The sequence below is a fragment of the Thermosulfuriphilus sp. genome (assembly GCF_054026695.1).
Window position 1 is genome coordinate 20450 of sequence record NZ_JBPMLP010000008.1, and the last position, 17243, is coordinate 37692.

Annotated in this window: 15 protein-coding genes; 4 read left to right on the plus strand and 11 right to left on the minus strand. The window is 53.1% G+C overall.

Annotation, left to right across the window (positions count from 1 at the left end; translation table 11 throughout):
* Window positions 1-33: 33 nt before the first annotated feature.
* Both serA and ACXJJX_RS01395 read right to left on the minus strand, forming a co-directional pair.
* A complete protein-coding gene (gene serA, locus ACXJJX_RS01390) occupies window positions 34-1614 on the minus strand; it encodes a phosphoglycerate dehydrogenase (protein WP_456431154.1) in 1581 nt (526 codons plus the stop codon).
* Window positions 1611-2765 (minus strand): pyridoxal-phosphate-dependent aminotransferase family protein, encoded by a 1155-nt coding sequence (locus ACXJJX_RS01395; protein WP_456431156.1) that lies wholly within the window; start codon window positions 2763-2765, stop codon window positions 1611-1613. Before ACXJJX_RS01395 ends, serA begins: the two co-directional genes overlap by 4 nt.
* A 220-nt stretch (window positions 2766-2985) precedes the next feature.
* Here ACXJJX_RS01395 and ACXJJX_RS01400 point away from each other — a divergent pair, with 220 nt between their 5' ends.
* From ACXJJX_RS01400 to ACXJJX_RS01415, 4 genes are read left to right on the plus strand one after another with little or no spacing between them, the layout of a single operon-like run.
* Entirely contained in the window at window positions 2986-3354 is a 369-nt protein-coding gene (locus tag ACXJJX_RS01400) for a CoA-binding protein (protein WP_456431158.1), read from the plus strand.
* Window positions 3351-3668, plus strand: a complete 318-nt coding sequence (locus tag ACXJJX_RS01405) for a hypothetical protein (protein ID WP_456431160.1) — start codon at window positions 3351-3353, stop codon at window positions 3666-3668. Before ACXJJX_RS01400 ends, ACXJJX_RS01405 begins: the two co-directional genes overlap by 4 nt.
* A gap of 20 nt (window positions 3669-3688) precedes the next feature.
* Window positions 3689-5083 carry an acetate--CoA ligase family protein gene (locus ACXJJX_RS01410; RefSeq protein WP_456431262.1) on the plus strand — a complete coding sequence of 465 codons (1395 nt, stop codon included), beginning with the start codon at window positions 3689-3691 and terminating at the stop codon, window positions 5081-5083.
* On the plus strand, window positions 5080-6081 hold the full coding sequence (locus ACXJJX_RS01415; protein ID WP_456431162.1) for a phosphotransacetylase family protein: 1002 nt from the start codon (window positions 5080-5082) through the stop codon (window positions 6079-6081). Before ACXJJX_RS01410 ends, ACXJJX_RS01415 begins: the two co-directional genes overlap by 4 nt.
* Window positions 6082-6133: 52 nt before the next feature.
* Here the strand turns inward: ACXJJX_RS01415 and ACXJJX_RS01420 are convergent, their stop codons facing one another.
* From ACXJJX_RS01420 to cimA, 9 genes are all read right to left on the minus strand, one after another.
* Complete coding sequence (locus tag ACXJJX_RS01420) at window positions 6134-7366, minus strand: aminotransferase class I/II-fold pyridoxal phosphate-dependent enzyme (RefSeq protein ID WP_456431164.1); 1233 nt, start codon at window positions 7364-7366, stop codon at window positions 6134-6136.
* Window positions 7367-7458: 92 nt separating this feature from the next.
* Window positions 7459-8970: a methylenetetrahydrofolate reductase C-terminal domain-containing protein gene (locus ACXJJX_RS01425; protein WP_456431166.1), complete on the minus strand. Its 1512-nt coding sequence runs from the start codon at window positions 8968-8970 to the stop codon at window positions 7459-7461.
* Window positions 8957-10333, minus strand: a complete 1377-nt coding sequence (locus ACXJJX_RS01430; protein WP_456431168.1) for a sigma-54-dependent transcriptional regulator — start codon at window positions 10331-10333, stop codon at window positions 8957-8959. The genes ACXJJX_RS01425 and ACXJJX_RS01430 overlap by 14 nt, the downstream gene beginning before the upstream one ends.
* A gap of 19 nt (window positions 10334-10352) precedes the next feature.
* On the minus strand, window positions 10353-12575 hold the full coding sequence (locus ACXJJX_RS01435) for a sensor histidine kinase (protein WP_456431170.1): 2223 nt from the start codon (window positions 12573-12575) through the stop codon (window positions 10353-10355).
* 2 nt (window positions 12576-12577) lie between these two features.
* Window positions 12578-13162 carry a DUF4390 domain-containing protein gene (locus tag ACXJJX_RS01440; protein WP_456431172.1) on the minus strand — a complete coding sequence of 195 codons (585 nt, stop codon included), beginning with the start codon at window positions 13160-13162 and terminating at the stop codon, window positions 12578-12580.
* A gap of 80 nt (window positions 13163-13242) precedes the next feature.
* Window positions 13243-14241: a UDP-3-O-acyl-N-acetylglucosamine deacetylase gene (gene lpxC / locus ACXJJX_RS01445; RefSeq protein WP_456431174.1), complete on the minus strand. Its 999-nt coding sequence runs from the start codon at window positions 14239-14241 to the stop codon at window positions 13243-13245.
* Window positions 14242-14317: 76 nt separating this feature from the next.
* The gene (era, locus tag ACXJJX_RS01450; protein ID WP_456431176.1) at window positions 14318-15247 is read right to left on the minus strand and encodes a GTPase Era; all 930 of its coding nucleotides are present in this window, start codon (window positions 15245-15247) and stop codon (window positions 14318-14320) included.
* 34 nt (window positions 15248-15281) lie between these two features.
* Entirely contained in the window at window positions 15282-15632 is a 351-nt protein-coding gene (locus ACXJJX_RS01455; RefSeq protein ID WP_456431178.1) for a ComEA family DNA-binding protein, read from the minus strand.
* Entirely contained in the window at window positions 15619-17235 is a 1617-nt protein-coding gene (gene cimA, locus ACXJJX_RS01460; RefSeq protein WP_456431180.1) for a citramalate synthase, read from the minus strand. Before cimA ends, ACXJJX_RS01455 begins: the two co-directional genes overlap by 14 nt.
* Window positions 17236-17243 lie beyond the last annotated feature (8 nt).

Here is a 17243-nt window from a genome sequence, read left to right on the forward strand (position 1 = left end):
ATTGTGCCAGGCTTCAGCCTGGCACAATCTTTATTATAGCTCCAAGGGCCTTGCCGAGAGAACATGGGGAATTTTCTTCAGCTTCTCGAGGACTTCATCACTTACCGACTGATCCGTAGTTAAAAGAATGATATTGCTCTTTTGGGCCGGCTCCTGGCCCACATGCATCCGAGAGATGTTTATCCCTGACTCCCCTAAGGTAATCCCGATCTTGCCTATGACCCCTGGACGATCCTCGTTGTAGATAAAAAGCATGTGGCCCTCGGGGATGGCATCAAGGCGGAAGTCGTTGATCCGGACAATCCGGGGCTCCCTCTTCCCGAAGATGGTCCCGGAGATCTGGTTTTCGCCTCCTTTGTAGCGGACTCGAACAATGAGAAGATTGGTAAAATCCTCGGCCGTCGAGGTCTTGCTCTCTGTGACCTTGATACCCCGATCCTTGGCGATAACAGGGGCATTAACATAGTTGACCTCATCTCCCATGACCGGAGAGAGGATCCCCTTGAGGATAGCCAAGGTAATGGGCCCGGTCTCCATTTCGGCCATCTCTCCCTGATAGGTAATCGAGACTTCCTCAATGGGCCCATCAGCCAACTGGGTATGAAGAGAACCAATCCGCTCCCCAAGGGTAATGAAAGGCTGGATACGCGGAAGTTGATCGGCGGACACTGAGGGCACATTGACAGCGTTTCTGACCACCCCATGGAGAAGATAGTCAACAATCTGGCTGGCAGCGGCGGTGGCCACATTCTTCTGGGCCTCCCTGGTGGAGGCCCCAAGGTGAGGAGTGCAAATGAAGTTCTCGAGCCCCAGGAGGGGATGATCCTTCGGCGGGGGCTCAACCTCAAAGACATCAAGGGCCGCCCCGGCAACCTTGCCACTGACCATGGCCTGATAGAGATCGTCCTCGTTGACGATACCGCCCCGGGCGCAGTTGATAAGCATGACCCCTTCTTTCATCTTGGCAAAAAGGTCCCGGTTGATAAGCCCCCGGGTCTCCTTGGTCAGAGGAACGTGGACACTGATGTAGTCAGAGCGAGCCAAAAGCTCATCCAGGCTGACCAGTTCTACCCCCAACTTTTCGGCGGTCTCCTGGGTGATGTATGGATCATAGGCCAGGACTTTCATCTTAAGGCCTCGGGCTCGGTCAGCAACAATAGAGCCAATCCTCCCCACACCAATAATCCCCAGGATCTTTCCGGCCACTTCCCGGCCGAGAAACTTCTTTTTCTCCCATTTCCCGGCCTTCATCGAGGCAGTCGCCTGAGGAATGTTACGGGAGAGGGCCAGCATCATGGAGATGGTGTGTTCAGCAGCGGAGACTGTATTGCCTCCCGGGACATTCATGACCACAATGCCCCGTTTATTGGCCGCTTCGATATCGACATTATCAAGGCCTGTACCGGCCCGAGCAATAACCTTGAGACGCTTGGCAGCCTCAATCACCTCGGCCGTAAGCTTGGTCCCCGAACGAATAAGGATAGCCTCTACCTCGGCAATAGCCTCTTTAAGACCCTCCGGGTCAAGCCCTACCTTTTCGATGACCTCCAGACCGGCGGCCTTGAGGATCTCCTTCCCCTCCTCGGCAATATGATCACTAATGAGGACTTTCATGAAATTCCCTCCTTCAAGAAATACTCCTGGGCCGCAGCCACCCCCCGACCCAGCTCCACCGGATGGCCAAGCTCCTTCAGGACCATCTCCACCCCAGAGACAGCCATGATGACATCAAAGTGGTTCTGATAGCCCATATGGGCAATCCGGAAGATGCGCCCTTTAAGTTTGGCCTGACCACCAGCGATGGTCAGACCATATTTCTCTCTTAAACGTTTGACCAGCTCCAGGCCATCTACTCCCTCAGGAACCCGAACCACCGTAACCGTCTCGCAGGGAGCCTTGGAGAAAAATTCAAGTCCCAAGGCGGCCATGGCCTGCTTGGTGGCCTCAGAAAGAAGACGATGGTGGGCAAAAAGACGCTCAAGGCCAACTTCTTTAATGCGCTCCAACACCACTTTAAGCCCTAAGATGAGAGAGACCGCCGGTGTGTAGGCGGTAGTACCACGCTCATAGGCCTTAAGCTCCCTCTGGAAAGAGAAGTAGTAGCGAGGAAGACGGGCCTGCTCCAGGGCTTTACGGGCCTTAGGGCTCAGACTAACGAAGGAAAGTCCCGGTGGGAGAGCAAATCCTTTCTGGCTCCCGGCGACAACGACATCAAGGCCCCAGTTATCTACAGGAAGATCGTAAACTCCCAGAGCACTGATGGCATCAACCACCAAAAGGGGCTCTTTGTTCCGGAGGAGATCAGACAATTCTTTTACCGGATGCTTGACCCCAGTTGAGGTCTCATGGGCCTGAACAAAAACCGCCTTTGCCTCTGGATGCCTCTCCAGGGCCTCCTGGACAGCCGCCGGATCAACGGCCTCTCCCCACTCAACCTCTATGGAGACAGGACGAACTCCAAAGGCCTGACAGATCTCCACCCACCGTTCTCCAAACTTACCCCCCACAACGCAGATAGCCTCATCCCCTGGGGAGAGGAGATTGGCCACTGCGGCCTCCATGGCCCCAGTGCCAGAAGAAGCAAACAACAATACTGGGGCCTCCGTCTGATAGAGGAATTTAAGCCCTTCTCTGACCTCAGAGAGAATAGCTGAGAACTGGGGGGAACGATGATGCATGGCCGGCTGAGCCATGGCCAGAAGAGCCTTCGGAGGAACGGGAACAGGTCCAGGGGCCAAAAGCCTTCTTTTGTCCAGAAGATCCATAAAAAGCCACTCCTTCTTTTGCCAAAGATGGACAAAAGGCAGACTATTATATTTCGGCCAACCCTTGTCAAGGATAGAGAATCAAGAAGCCTTTAGGGTCTTAATGAACTCGAGACAGGATCAGAGCCTTGAAAAGGCAGAGCACCCTCCTCCAGGGCCTAGCCTCTCGGTCTTTCCATGACTAGTTTTAGAAAGATATTTAATGGCCAGGGGGCCTGCCATGCTTGAGAAGCTATTTAATCCTCGATCAGTAGCCGTGATCGGTGCCTCCCGCGACCCTGGCAAGGTCGGCCATGACGTCGTCAGAAACCTGCTCTCCTTTGGTTATCCTGGAAAGATCTACCCCGTAAATCCAAAGGCTCAAAGAATCCTTGACCTTCCCTGCTATGCAAGCCTCAAAGAGGTTCCTGGCCCAGTTGACTTGGCGGTGATTGCCGTCCCGGTCGAAATTGTCCCCCAGGTGATCACTGACTGTGGACAAAAAGAGGTCCCGGTGGCGGTTATCCTTTCAGCCGGCTTCAAGGAGGCCGGTAGCGAAGGGGCCAGACTTGAGACCGAGGTGATCAAAACGCCCGACAATACCGGATGAGGCTTCTGGGCCCCAACTGCCTAGGGGTTATGGACACCTCAAGCCGTCTCAATGCCTCCTTTGCCTCTCTGGCACCTCTAAACGGAGAAATTGGTTTTTCCTCTCAATTAGGGGCCTTATGCCTAGCGGTTCTAGAGTGGTCCCGAAACGAAAAGGTCGGACTTTCCCGTTTTGTAAGCCTAGGCAACAAAAGCGACATCTCGGAGATAGACTGCCTCGTTTCCTTGGCCGAAGATCCCCAGACCAAAGTCATCCTCGGCTATCTTGAAGGGGTAGCCGACGGACGGGCCTTTATGGAAGTGGCCCTAGGGTAACAAAGACCAAACCTGTAATCATCCTCAAAAGCGGCCGGACCTCGGCTGGAGCCCGGGCCGCCTCCTCTCACACAGGTTCCTTGGCCGGATCGGATCAGGCCTATCAAGCGGCCTTTAAACAGATGGGAATAATCCGGGCTGAAAACCTGGAAGATTTTCTGGACCTGGCCCTGATGTTTGCCTTTCAGCCTGTCCCAGAGGGGCCCAATGTGGTGGTAATTACCAACTCCGGTGGACCGGGGATACTAGCTGCCGACGCCTCAGAGAAACTGGGCTTAAGGCTTACTACCATAACCCCGGACACCGTCGAAAAACTCCATAATATTTTACCTCCTTATGCCTCTTTTTATAATCCGATCGATCTCTTAGGTGATGCCAGTGCCGAACGATATCAAAAGGCCCTAGAGATTATCCTTGAGGATCCAGAGGCCCAGGCCATAATGGTCATCCTCTCGGCCACGGCCACCATCGACCCTAAAGAGACTACCGAACGCCTGGGAAGAGTATCCTCCAAGGCTAAGAGGAAGACCTTGGCCGCCTGCTTCCTCGGCCCAGAGACTCTGAAGATAGCCCAGGAGCCTCTCTCAAAAGCCCGGATCCCCGGATTTATCTATCCAGAAAGGGTCATCAGTTCTCTGGCCAAGATGTGGCGCTATCGGCTCTGGCTTATGAGCCCTGAAGATGAACCCTTGAATCTCAAGGTCGACCGCCAACGGGCCACTGAGATCATCTCGGTCGCCAGGCAACAAGATCGCCGACAACTGTATGAACACGAGGTAAAAGAGAGCCTTTCGGCCTACGGTTTCCGTTTCCCCCGCTCCCTTCTGGCCCGCACCTCAGATGAGGCCCTGCTCTCAGCCCAAGCCATCGGTTATCCTGTAGTTCTGAAGATTATCTCTCCAGCCTTTGTCCACAAGACCGACGTGGGAGGAGTGCGGGTAAACACCGGTAATGATCAAGAACTTCTAGAGGCCTTCTTTGAACTTACCAGCCGAGCCAAAAAGATCGCCCCCTCGGCCCTCTTCGGGGTCCTGGTCCAGGAGATGATCCGCAACGGGCGCGAGATTATCCTCGGCTTTCACCGCGATCCTCAGTTCGGCCCAATGATCATGTTCGGCCTTGGTGGCATATATGTAGAAGTCCTAAAGGATGTCTCCTTCCGGATAGCTCCTTTCGGGCGCCGCCAGGCCCAGGAGATGATCCGAGAGACAAAGGGCTATCCTCTCCTTAAAGGGGTTCGAGGCCAGCCAGAGGCAGATTTAGAGGCTTTAACAGCGGCCATCTTAGCCCTAGCCCAGCTGACCCTTGATTTTCCCGAACTAGCCGAAGGGGATATCAATCCTTTGATGCTCCGGCCCCATGGTCAGGGGGCCTTAGCCGTTGATGCCAGACTTACTCTAGGGGGTAAGAGATGACCAAGACAATCTATATCGCTTCCACCGGCCGCTATGCCGGTAAGACCCTGACCACCTTGGCCTTAGGGTACCTTCTGGACCGCAAAGGGATCTCCTTCTCCTTCTTTAAGCCCGTAGGGATATCGCCCCGATTTGAAGGAGGTCAGCTAATTGATGATGAGGCCCACTTTGTGGCCCAGGCCCTCAAAGGCCAGAGCCTCCCGAGAACGGATGGTCTCTGCCCGGTGATCTTGAGCCAAGATTTGATTGTCCGGGGCCTGAGAGGCGAAGTTCAAGGGCTTCTTAAAAGGATCGTCTCTGGCCATGGCCAGCTGGCCAGCCGGGGCCGTCCTATCCTGGCTACAGGGGCCGGCGGGCTTTACAGCGGAGGTTTTCTTGGGATCTCGGGGATCGAAGTGGCTCGGGCATTGGAAGCCAAGGTTATCCTGGTGGCCCGCTACGGAAATGAAGACCTTGTGGACGAACTCCTTAGGGCCAGAGAGATCCTAGGTGAAGAGCTCCTAGGAATCGTCATCAATGGAATCAAGGTCGAAGATCGGCCCAACTTCGAGGAACTGATCCTACCTTTTCTTCACTCTCAGGAACTTCGGGTCATAGGGAGCCTCCCCCACGATGACCTCCTGGCTGCAGTATCTGTGGCCAATCTTCGGGATTTCCTTGGGGCCAGGCTTATCTGCCGTCCTGATCAGGAAGGGCGTCTGGTGGAACACTTTCTGATCGGCGGTATGCAGGTAGATAAGGCCATCTCCTACTTCCGCCGGACGCCTAACTTTGGAGTCATCGTGGGCGGAGATAGATCGGATATATTACTGGCAGCCATTGAAACCGGGGCTCACTGCCTCGTGCTAACCGGAGGCCTTTATCCCAACGAGATCATCATCTCTCGGGCAGAAGACCATCAAGTACCCATCCTTGTCCTCCAAGACGACACCTACACCGCTGCTCGAAGGATAGATCAACTTCAGAAGCAGATCCGACTCCGAACCCCAAAAAGGTGAAAAGGGCCTTTGACCTGGGAGAGCGTTATCTAGACGTGGCTCCAATAGAGGCCTACTTGAGGTAGCGCTTCATAAAATTCCGAATCCGGGCATAGGCCTTCTCCAGGATTTCTTCTGGAGGCAAAAAGACCACCCGGAAATGGGCCGTCCCTGGACGTTGGCCAAAACCACTTCCGTGGACAACCACTACTCCCGTCTCCCGAATAAGATCGCAGACAAAATCTCGATCAGAGATATCAAGATGAATCCGAGGGAAGGCGTAAAAGGCCCCCTCTGGCCGGACACAGGAAAGCCCGGGAATGTCGTTCAACATCTCCACCGTCAGGTCCCGCCGACGCTCAAGACGAGAGACTGTCTCGGCGATATGCTCCTGTTCACCCTGAAGAGCTGGAGGAATGGCGTACTGTTTAGGATGGCTGGCTGAAAGGCGAGCCCGGGCCAGTTTGTGGATGGCCTCAATATAGTCTCGAATAAGCTCCCACTCGCCACTGACCATGCCCCAGCCGATCCGAAAACCTGGGGCCAGATAGCATTTGGAGAGCCCGTTGAAGGTGACCACCGGGAGATCTTTGGCCAGAGAGGCGATAGAAATATGTTCCCGGCCGTCAAAAACCAGTTTGTCGTAGATCTCATCACTCATAATGACCAGATTATGTTCCCTGGCAATCTCTACGATCTGTTCTAAAGTCTCCCGTGGGTAAATAGCCCCCGTGGGATTGTTGGGATTAATAATGATGATGGCCCGGGTCTTCTCGTCTATCTTGGCGACGATGTCGTCAATATCCGGTTGCCAGTCTTTTTCCTCATCAAGATAATAAGGGCGGGCCTCAGCCCCCAGTTTGGCCACAATGGCCGTATAGAGAGGATAGCCGGGAAAAGGCAAAAGGACGTTTTCCCCTTCGTTGACCAGAGCGGTAAGAGCAAAATCTATGGCCTCACTGGCCCCAGAGGTGATGAAGATATCAGCGGGATCAAACCCCTTTGAGCGGGCCTCTTGCCGAATAGCCTCAATGGCTTCATCCACCCCCTCGGAGGCTGAATAGCCTGTACGCCTTTCCAACATGGCTTGGTAGGTGGCCTCAATGAGATGCCTCGGGGTGGTAAAATCATACTGAATGGGATCTCCGATATTTAAAAAAAGAAGCTCCTTGCCAGCGCGGGCGGCCTCCTGAGCCACCAAAACTATATCCCGGACGGCGTATTCGATATTTTCCGTCCGCCGGGCAGGTTTAATAGGAGACAGATCTTTTTTGCCCGCTGGGGCGACAGCTTCAGCAAAACGCATACCCATCACCTCTTACAAAATAAAAACGGCCAAAATCTCCCGTTTCAAAAGCCTCATAATGCTACTGTGCCGGGATTGTGTCAATAGGCAGGCTAATCCTTTTGGCCTAAGCGATAATGATCTCGACCGGCAAAGTAGTTGAGCCAGGAGGAGGTCCCATTGAGGGCCCAGTTGCGAGGAGGAACCATTCCTTTGGCCAGGGATTCCTCCTCCCCTTGGGCCTTAAGTCTCTCATAGGCCCTTACGTAAAGACAGCGCCTTTTGCCAGGAAAGACCTCGCACCAGCCATCATAGCTCCCCCCACAGGGACCATTGAGGAGATACTTGGCACACTTACTCTGAGGACAGAGAAAGGCCAGCTCCCCCAGGGTACAATCCCCACAGGAACGACAATCAAAGAGAACCTTTTTGACGAAATATTCCACTGAATCTAGAAGACCGGCCAGAGGGCTTTCTGCCAGGCAGAGAAAAAGCCGCTTGGTGGCCTGAAAGAAGAGGCCCTTTTCAGAAAAAAAGTGATCATGGATGAGACGATTAATCACGTAGTGCCAGGGACAGGAGGGAGCTGGTGCCCGAGGGGAAAGGGCCTCGGTATTAAGACCTGTCTGAGAATCTCTCTCAAAGAAATAGAAGGTATCCGGTGGGGAATAATCGAACTCGGGAACAAAATCAAGCCACTGATCAGCCAGCTCCTGAGACTTCTCAACGATAAATTCTACCTGTTCATAAGTAAGATTTGGTCCACAGATATGGGCTCCAGCATAGCCTAGGCCCCTAAGGATAGCGATTAGCTTAGCTGCTCGAATGAGACGGGCCGAAAGGCCTCCATCGGGGGCTTGAGATTCGGCTTCGATCTGAGCAAGGAGATCATCGGTCACCCGGCACCCAGGAATACGGCCTTTGTGCATAACCCGGGCCAAGGACACATCAAGAACAAAGACCCCTCCCAAGACGGGAATATCAAGATTTTTAAGGCGAAGATAACGAAGAAGTTCATCGAATTTTCTAGCATCAAAGCCGATCTGGGTAATAACAAAATCGGCCCCAGCGGCAATCTTGCGCTCAAGCTTAAAGTATTGGGTCATTACCTCGGCCTCAAGACGTTTAAAAGGTGAAACTACACAGCCCTTGAAAAAGGAGGTAGGAGGAAGCTTCGCCCCTCCACGAATTGTATAGCCACTATTTAGGCGAGAAATAAGGGCCAAGGTCTGGACAGAGTCCAGATCAAAGACTGGCTTGGCCTGTCCTCCAAAGCCGACCCGAGGGAAATCCCCAGTCATAACCAAAATGGTGTGGAAGCCCTCCCGATCCCAGGCAAAAAGGTGGCTTTCCATTTGATTGCGGTTGCGATCCTTACAGGAAAAATGGATGATGGTCTCTAGCCCCAAGGCCTTGATTTCCCGCCCCAAGACCTCTGGGGCCAAGGCCGGATGGCCTCCGGCGTTCTCCGTAATCGAAAGGGCGTGTAGCCGGCCTCCACGAGCAGCCGACCGTGCGAAGGAGACTAGTTGATCGTAAGCCTTGCCCCTGGAGCCACGACCAGGGACCAGCTCGAAGGTAAAAATGAATTCTTTTCGGGCCAGGGCCTCTTTAAGTTTCTTCACCTTTGATTCCCAGGATCCCCAAAGATCGCATCTTCCGATAGAGATGGCTCCGTTCAAGGCCTATGGCTTCGGCCGTCTGGGAGATATTGCCTCCATGGGCCCGGAGTTTACGGAGGATGAACTCCCTTTCAAAGAGGGCCCGGGCCTGTCTCAGGTCTTCACAGGCAAACCAGGGCTCTTGAAGCCCTTTAGATGGAGGATCGGGATTGCGAATATAGTCTGGAAGGGTCGAAATCTCTATCTCTGGCCCAGGGGACATGATCACTAGGCGCTCCACCAAATTGCGCAACTCCCGGACGTTTCCCGGCCAATGATAACGCTCCAAGGCCTCAAGGACCTCCGGAGTAACCCTCTTTCGACCAAGGCCCGTATTCTCAGCAATCTCCTGAAGAAAATCTTCGATAAGAAGGGGAATATCCTCCAGGCGTTCCCTCAAAGGGGGCACCTCTATCGGAACCACGTTCAGACGATAGTAAAGGTCCTCCCGGAAGTTACCCCTTTTTATCTCTTGGCGGAGATCTTTGTTGGTAGCGGCAATAATTCGGACATCTACCTTAAGGGTCCGGGTACCTCCGACCCGTTCAAAGCGCTGCTCTTGAAGGATGCGGAGGATCTTGGCCTGAGTCTTAAGGCTCATGTCACCTATCTCATCTAAAAAAAGCGTTCCCCCATCAGCCAGATCAAATTTGCCCTTCTTTGAGGTCAGCGCCCCGGTAAAGGCCCCTTTTTCATAACCGAAAAGCTCTGCCTCGATAAGATCTTCCGGAATGGCGGCACAGTTTATCTCCACCAGGGGTTTTTCTCGCCGCCGACTGGCCGCATGGATCATCTGAGCCACTACCTCTTTGCCCGCGCCAGATTCTCCCAGGATGAGCACCGTCGAATCAGTAGGGGCCACCCGGGCAATCTGCTCCCGAAGCCTGAGCACTGCCGGACTAGTACCAGTTATTTGTCTAGTGCGAACCTTGTTTTTAAGAAGGACATTTTCCCTCTCCAGGGCTCGAAACTTCAGGGCATTGCGTACAGAAAGGACTACCCGATCATAAGAAAGGGGCTTTTCAATAAAATCATGGGCCCCCAGTTTGGTAGCTCTGACCGCGGTCTCAACGGTCCCGTGACCAGAAATAATGATTACGGGCAGGTCAGGATAGCCGACCTTGAGCTCCCTGAGAACATCCAGACCGTCAAGGTCTGGAAGCCAAACATCAAGAAGGACAAGATCGGGCACGGATTCCGAGACCTTATTTAAGGCCTCCTGGCCAGAGATGGCCCCTTCAACCTCAAAGCCCTCGTCTTCAAGGATCCCGGAGAGGGATTCAATAATGCTTTCCTCATCATCGACAACAAGGATCCGCTCCGCCATTCTTCTCCTGCCCACAGGTTTACTGGGGCCCTTTAACAAGAGGAAGCTCCATCACAAAACGGGCCCCCTGAGGATGATTATCCTCTACCCAAATTTTTCCATTATGTTCGGTGATAATGGAGTTGACAATGGCTAGCCCCAGCCCTGTACCTCCTTTTTTGCGGGAAAAATAGGGCTCAAAGAGCCGGGGCTTATCCTCGGGGGAGATCCCTGGCCCGGAATCGGCCACAACCAATCTCACCCTCTCTGCCTTGGTCTCAATCTCTACCCAGATGCGACCCCCTTGAGGCAGAGAGGCCACGGCATTGTCCAGAAGGTTGATCAGAGCCCGTTTGAGCTGATCCCGGTCAAAGGCAAAGACCGGAGGGACAGAGATGAGCCGAAGTTCAAAGGATATTTCCCGATGGGCCTCGCGGTAAAGAGAAAGCGTCTCCTCGACCACCTGAAGAAGATCATTGGGTGCCAGACGGGCTGCTGGCATCCGGGCAAAAGAAGAAAATTCGTTGACCAGACGTCTCAGTTCCTCAACCTGATTCTCGATGGTCTTCGTACAGCGATCGAGGATGGCCCCCTCCTCTGGCCCCAACCTTTCCAGGTACCGACGCCTCAAACGCTGGGCCGAGAGCTGGATGGGGGTGAGGGGATTTTTGACCTCATGGGCAATTCGGCGGGCGACCTCCCGCCAGGCCGCCATCCGCTGGATCTTTTCCCTTTCCGTAAGATCATCAAAAACCAGAACCGCCCCGACCTCCTCACCGGCCTCATCACGAAGGATAGTCAAGGTGGCCAGCAGGTAGACCTCCTTTTCCCTAATCTTTAGGCGAAAAGTTCGCTGGACAGAGCCACGAGGACTCTTCCGAGCCTCTTCCAGGAAACCCTCGGCCAGGGCCCGCTGTTTTTCAGTAAGGATCTCCGGCCAAGGTTTTCCTAGGAGACTACCCGCAGAGACCTCTAGAAGTTCCTCAGCAAAACGATTAACGGTGGTTACCCTTCCTGAGGCATCAATAGAGATGACTCCGGCAGCCACATTGCGAAGAATAGTTTCAATATAGGAGTGCCTCCGAGCCAGCTCCTGATGGCTCCTCTCCAAGGCCCGGGTAGCCTCTTCAGCCTGAAGTTTACTCTCCTTGAGATCCCTGGTCATCGTGTTAAAGGCCTCGATAAGGGAGGCCAGCTCATCTTGAGCAGAGACTTCCAGGACAAAGTCAAGATCACCTCCAGCCACCCGGTGGGTGGCCTCGGCCAGAGCCTGAACAGGCTCTGTAATCCCGCGAGCAAAACGGAAACCAAACCAGACCGCCACCAAAATGATCAACAGCGTCACCAGGGCTAAGGTAATGATCAGGCTAACCTTAATAGGCTGTTTGAGGAATTTGAGCTGCCTGTAAGTCTCATAGCCCCGGTTAATATCCTCCATAAGCTGACCAAGATTAGGATTTAGGAGAAGACCGACGGCGAGGACCGCCTGCGGCTCCCCACTTCGATAGACCGGAACCGCCACCCGGATAAGGAGTCCTTCTTTGACTTTGCTGTTTTCGGTCACAGTCTCTCCTGCCAGAGCCTTGGCCAGCAACGAAGGCGGAAGGGAAGGGCTAAGGTCCTTGAGCTCGGGGCTTTTGCTGGAGGCTATAAGCTGAAGCGAGGCATCAAAGAGCTCCAGGGTGTCAAAGCGATACTCCAGACGTTTCTTTTTGACGTAGGTCTCCAGGATCTTGGTATCTGCAGGATCATATTGGGAGAGACCGATGGCCAAAAGATGAGCATAATCGGTAAGCCTTTCCTGGGTCTCGGAATAAAAGGCCTTACCCAGAGACAGGGCCTCCTGAAGGGAACGATCCAGTCTAGAAGAGAACCAGTAGTCAAGGCTGGTAGAGACGAACTGCAGAGAGACAAAGAAGAGCAGGATCGTGGGGATAAGAGACAGAAAGACGAAGGCCACCACCATCTTAGTCTTAAGTTTGGCCCCAAGAATGTTTCGTCGATTCTCAAAGATGAGTTTGACCACATTGCGAACTACCAGAAAAACCACCAAAAGGAGCAGAAGGACATTAATATTGATGAGGGCAAATATGAGGACATTGCCTCCCAAAGGCAGCTCTATCTCTACGGAGAAGAGCCGTGATTCTATCCAGGTAAGCAAGGCCACCAGGGCCAAGGCCACCAAGATGATGATTTTCTCTCGCCGCCGCCGCCTAGCCTCGGCCATTTCTCTGGAGATGGCTTCGGTCTTAACTCCGGCCATAATCAGAGCCTGAATCTAATAGTTGCCCAGTCAGTGGCCTCTGCCTCTTTCCGGAAAAACAAGACCCCGATGAGCTTAGAAGGCAGGGAAGGGGAGGTAACCTTCTCCATAAACCCTCTTACTCGCAAACGGTAGTGGCTTTGGGGCCGTAGCTGTTGAAGGGGAATGAGGGGAAGATCATTGATCTCTGCAGCCATCTTCAGGGCCTCTTTGAAGTCCATAGTTTGGTCAATAGGATGGGTTGTCCCCGGATAATGAATGAGATAGGTGTTTTTAAGATGATCAAAATAGATAATTCGACTGACCTCCTGGAAGAGGATCCTACGGTCTCGCCGGAGGCGGCGAAGTTCAAAAAGTTCTACCTCAAAGCGGAAACGGACCGGAATTCCATGCCTGAGGGCCTCTTTTACCTTCTCATAGGGAATATCATTCAGGGAAAAATAGGCCAGGATATAGCTCCTGGAATTGGCTACCGTAAGGTCAGAGATGATCAGAGCCTGGGCGGAAGATGGGATAAAGGTAATAAGCAGCAGGAGAAAAAAAACTCCCCAAGACCGCAAGCCTATAGAGACCCCCGTCTTTTCCACTTTTGCTCCTTGCCTGAAGTCTATCTTCAGGCCTAAACAGGGAAATTAATGGGGCATTCTACTGGGGGGGAAAGTCTTCTTCAAGCCTGGGCCAGAGCCATCGCCATGAGTCCCGGACGGCTGAAGCTTTCTGAAGGATAAGGGATGAGTTTCCAGGCGTCTTCCTGGGCCAAGAAGACCTTGATGGCCTGGTGATGAAGGCCATGGCCGGTCCTCTCGGCCACCACCCGACCCATAAGAGGGAAACCGAGAAGATAGAGATCGCCCAAGAGGTCAAGGGCCTTGTGACGGACAAATTCGTCATCAAAGCGTAAGCCTTCATGATTAAGGATCCCTCGCTTGGTGAGAACTATGGCATTGTCCAGGGATCCCCCTCGAGCATAACCGTTGCGGCGAAGGTACTCTATCTCGTGCAAAAAACCAAAGGTCCGAGCTGGAGCCAGCTCTTCCATGAAGCGTTGCCGCGAAAGTCGACGGACGTAGCGCTGCTGACCGATAGCCTCGTGTTTAAAATCTATGAGAACCTCTAACTCAAGATCGCTGGCCGGCAAAAAGGCAATTTTACGTCCTGCCTCCTCCAAGACAAATGGACGAAGGACCTTAATAAAATGGCGCCTTACCCGCTGTCGCCGAAGACCGGCCTGCCGAAGCAGATGGACAAAGGCCAAGGCACTCCCATCCATAGCCGGGATCTCCGGACCGTCGATCTCAACAATGACATTATCAACTCCCAGGCCAGCCAGAGCAGCCATCAGATGTTCGATGGTACCCACCGAGGCCTCACCCACACCAATTACCGTGCTCAACTCTGTATGGATAACATAGTCAGCCCGAGCAGGAATGACCCTAGGAGGGACAAGATCTGTACGCACAAAGACTATCCCTTGATTGGGTTCTGCTGGACGCAGACGCACCCGAACCAGCTCTCCAGTGTGAAGACCAACCCCTGCCGCTGAGACCTCTTTTTTGATGGTGTGTTGAAAATGCCACATATGGGCCCCCAGAATTAAATCATAGTCTTGATAAGCATCTATCGTGCCAAAAACAGGAGAGGTCGTAAGTGGCAGGAAGATCGCCATTTTTTAGAAATGGCCTACTGATGATCCGAAACCAGACGTGTCCTTTTTACCACGACTGTTGCAAAAAGGACACAGATCAGGCCAGCCCCAGACGTCTTAAGGCCTTGGGATCCCGCCGCCAGTCTGAAAGGACTTTTACCCAGAGCTCTAGATAGACCCGCCGCCCCAGAAGAAATTCAAGCTCCTCTCGGGCCAGCTGGCCGATCTTCTTAAGCATTCGCCCCCCTTTGCCGATGACAATTCCCTTCTGAGAATCCCTCTCCACAAAGACAGTAGCCCGGATTCGAGAAAGATTTTTCTCTTCATCGTCTTCCCAGTCCTCGATGATTACCGCCGTAGCATAGGGAATCTCCTGACCAGTGAGGAGAAAGATCTTCTCCCGGATGATTTCAGCGGCCAGTTGCCTCTCCGTCTGGTCGGTAAAGGTCTCTGGATCGTAAAAAGGAGGGCCTTCGGGAAGAAGTTTGAGAAGTTCCTGCAAGAGATCGCTGAGACCATCTCCCTTGAGGGCCGAGATGGGCACAATGGCCGAGAAAGGATAAGCCTGCGAAAAGGTCTCTATCATCAGTAAAAGCTCGCTTTTTTTAACGAGATCAATCTTGTTTAAGGCCAATACCGCTGGTTTTTGAACCCGCGACAAGAAACCGATGATCTTTTCCTCAAGCGATGGCTGACGGTTGGCAACATCGACCACCAGGAGGACAGCATCAACTTCTTCAAGGGCCCTCAAGGCTGCCTCCACCATGGCCTGATTGGCCAGGATCTTGGCCTCGTGAATTCCAGGGGTATCCACAAAGACGATCTGAAAATCTGGACCGCTTAAGATGCCCCGGATCTGATGGCGGGTAGTCTGGGGTTTAGGGGTACAGATGGCCACCTTCTGGCCTAAATACTGGTTAAGAAGGGTTGATTTGCCCACGTTTGGGGCCCCGATTATGGCCACATAGCCCGAACGAAAACCGGCCGGAATCACTTCTTCAAGAGAAAAATCTTTGGTCTCTGTCACTTCCTTCTCCTTTTGATCTTAGCGGAAGAAAAAATTAAGGCACCTTAAGGTATGCTTCAAGGCGTGAGAGTTTACGGGGGCCAAGACCCTTGATGGCCAGAAGTTCAGAGAGGTCTTTTATCTTTCCTTTTTTTTCTCTTAAAGAAACAATGGCCTGGGCCAACCGAGGACCAACTCCAGGGATAAGGATAAGCTCCTCTTCCCGGGCCTTATTGACTGAAAGGGGCTTGAAACACAGAAGACCGTCGGCCTGGCTCCGAGGCTCAAAGGGAGGAAGATCATTATGAAACGGCGCCCCGGCCTTAAGGTGCCCCAAGGCCAGGATATTTAGAGCCAAAATGAGGGCCAGGAAGAAGACCCTCTTATTGTTCTCAAGCTGCTTCAAGGCCCCTCTTCCTGCTCTTAAGAAGCTTATATATGATAGCGTCAACTAAGGCCTGCCAGGAGGCCTCAATGATATCATGAGAGACGCCCACGGTTCCCCAGCGGTCTTCGCGATCTTTGGATTGGATGAGAACCCGAACCTTAGCCGCTGTCCCCGGATCTCCAGCCAGGACCCGAACCTTGTAGTCCTCAAGTTCCATATCCTCAAGCTCGGGATAAAAAGCCATTAGGGCCTTACGAACGGCGTTATCCAAGGCATTGACCGGCCCATTACCGACTGCCGCCGTGTGCTCTTCCTCCCCACGAACCCGGAGGCGAACGGTGGCCTCCACCAGACTTCTCTCGTCCTCCATCCTCTTGACATCCAGAACCCGAAAGCTAATAAGCTCAAAAAAGCCAAAGGTCTCCTTACGCCCCTCAACAATACGCCGCATAAGGAGCTCAAAGCTGGCCTCGGCTGCCTCGTACTGATAACCTTCGTTTTCTCGTTCCTTAAGCTGGACAACAATCTCCCGGACTACTGGATCTTCAGAGGCAAGTGGAATGCCAAACTGCTTGGCCTTGTAGAGAACATTGCTCTTGCCGGCCAGATCAGAGATAAGAATTCGCTGGGTATTACCTACCAGTTCTGGACGGATATGTTCGTAGGTTTCCGGATTGCGAGAGACAGCACTGACATGGACTCCGCCCTTGTGGGCAAAAGCACTTCGGCCAACATAAGGAAGATATTTGTTGTGGGGCAGGTTGGCAATCTCAAAGACAAATCGGGAGACCTCGGTCAAGCGTTGGAGGCGTTCTGGCTCACCGGCCTTACAACTGCAACCCATCTTAAGTACCAGCCCGGGAATGATGGAACAGAGGTTGGCGTTGCCACAACGTTCCCCGAAGCCGTTTATAGTCCCCTGGACATGCCGGACCCCTGCAGAGACGGCCACAAGGGAGTTGGCCACGGCCGTCTCAGAATCATTGTGGGCATGGATGCCAAGGGGAACATCTTCTCCCAGACGGGCCTTCACTTCCTGAATGATCTCAACAATCTCTTGAGGCAAGGTCCCTCCATTGGTATCGCAAAGAACGAGACAATCAGCCCCTCCCTCTACGGCCTTCTTCAGGGTTGCCACCGCATAGTCTGGATTGGCCTTGAAACCATCAAAAAAATGTTCGGCATCATAGAAGAGTTTCTCTACGTGGGAACGCAGATAAGCCAAGGAGTCCCGAATGAGTTCCAGGTTTCGCTCCAGACTGATCCTCAGGGCATCCCGGACATGGACATCCCAGGTTTTACCAAAAATGGTGATCACCGGCGTCTGGGCGTCTATCAGAGCCCGGAGGTTAGGATCCTCCTCGGCCCGATATTTTGCCATATGAGTGGAACCAAAGGCAGCAATCCTAGACCAGCCCAGACGATAATTGCGGATCTCTCGAAAGAACTGGACATCTTTGGGATTTGAACCCGGCCAGCCACCTTCAATATAATCAATTCCTAGTTCATCGAGTTTGAGGGCCACCTGGATCTTGTCTTCTACCGAGAGATTCACGTCCTCGGCCTGGGTCCCATCCCGCAAAGTGGTGTCATAAATTTCTACATATCTTTTCTCTCTCATAGGCTTCA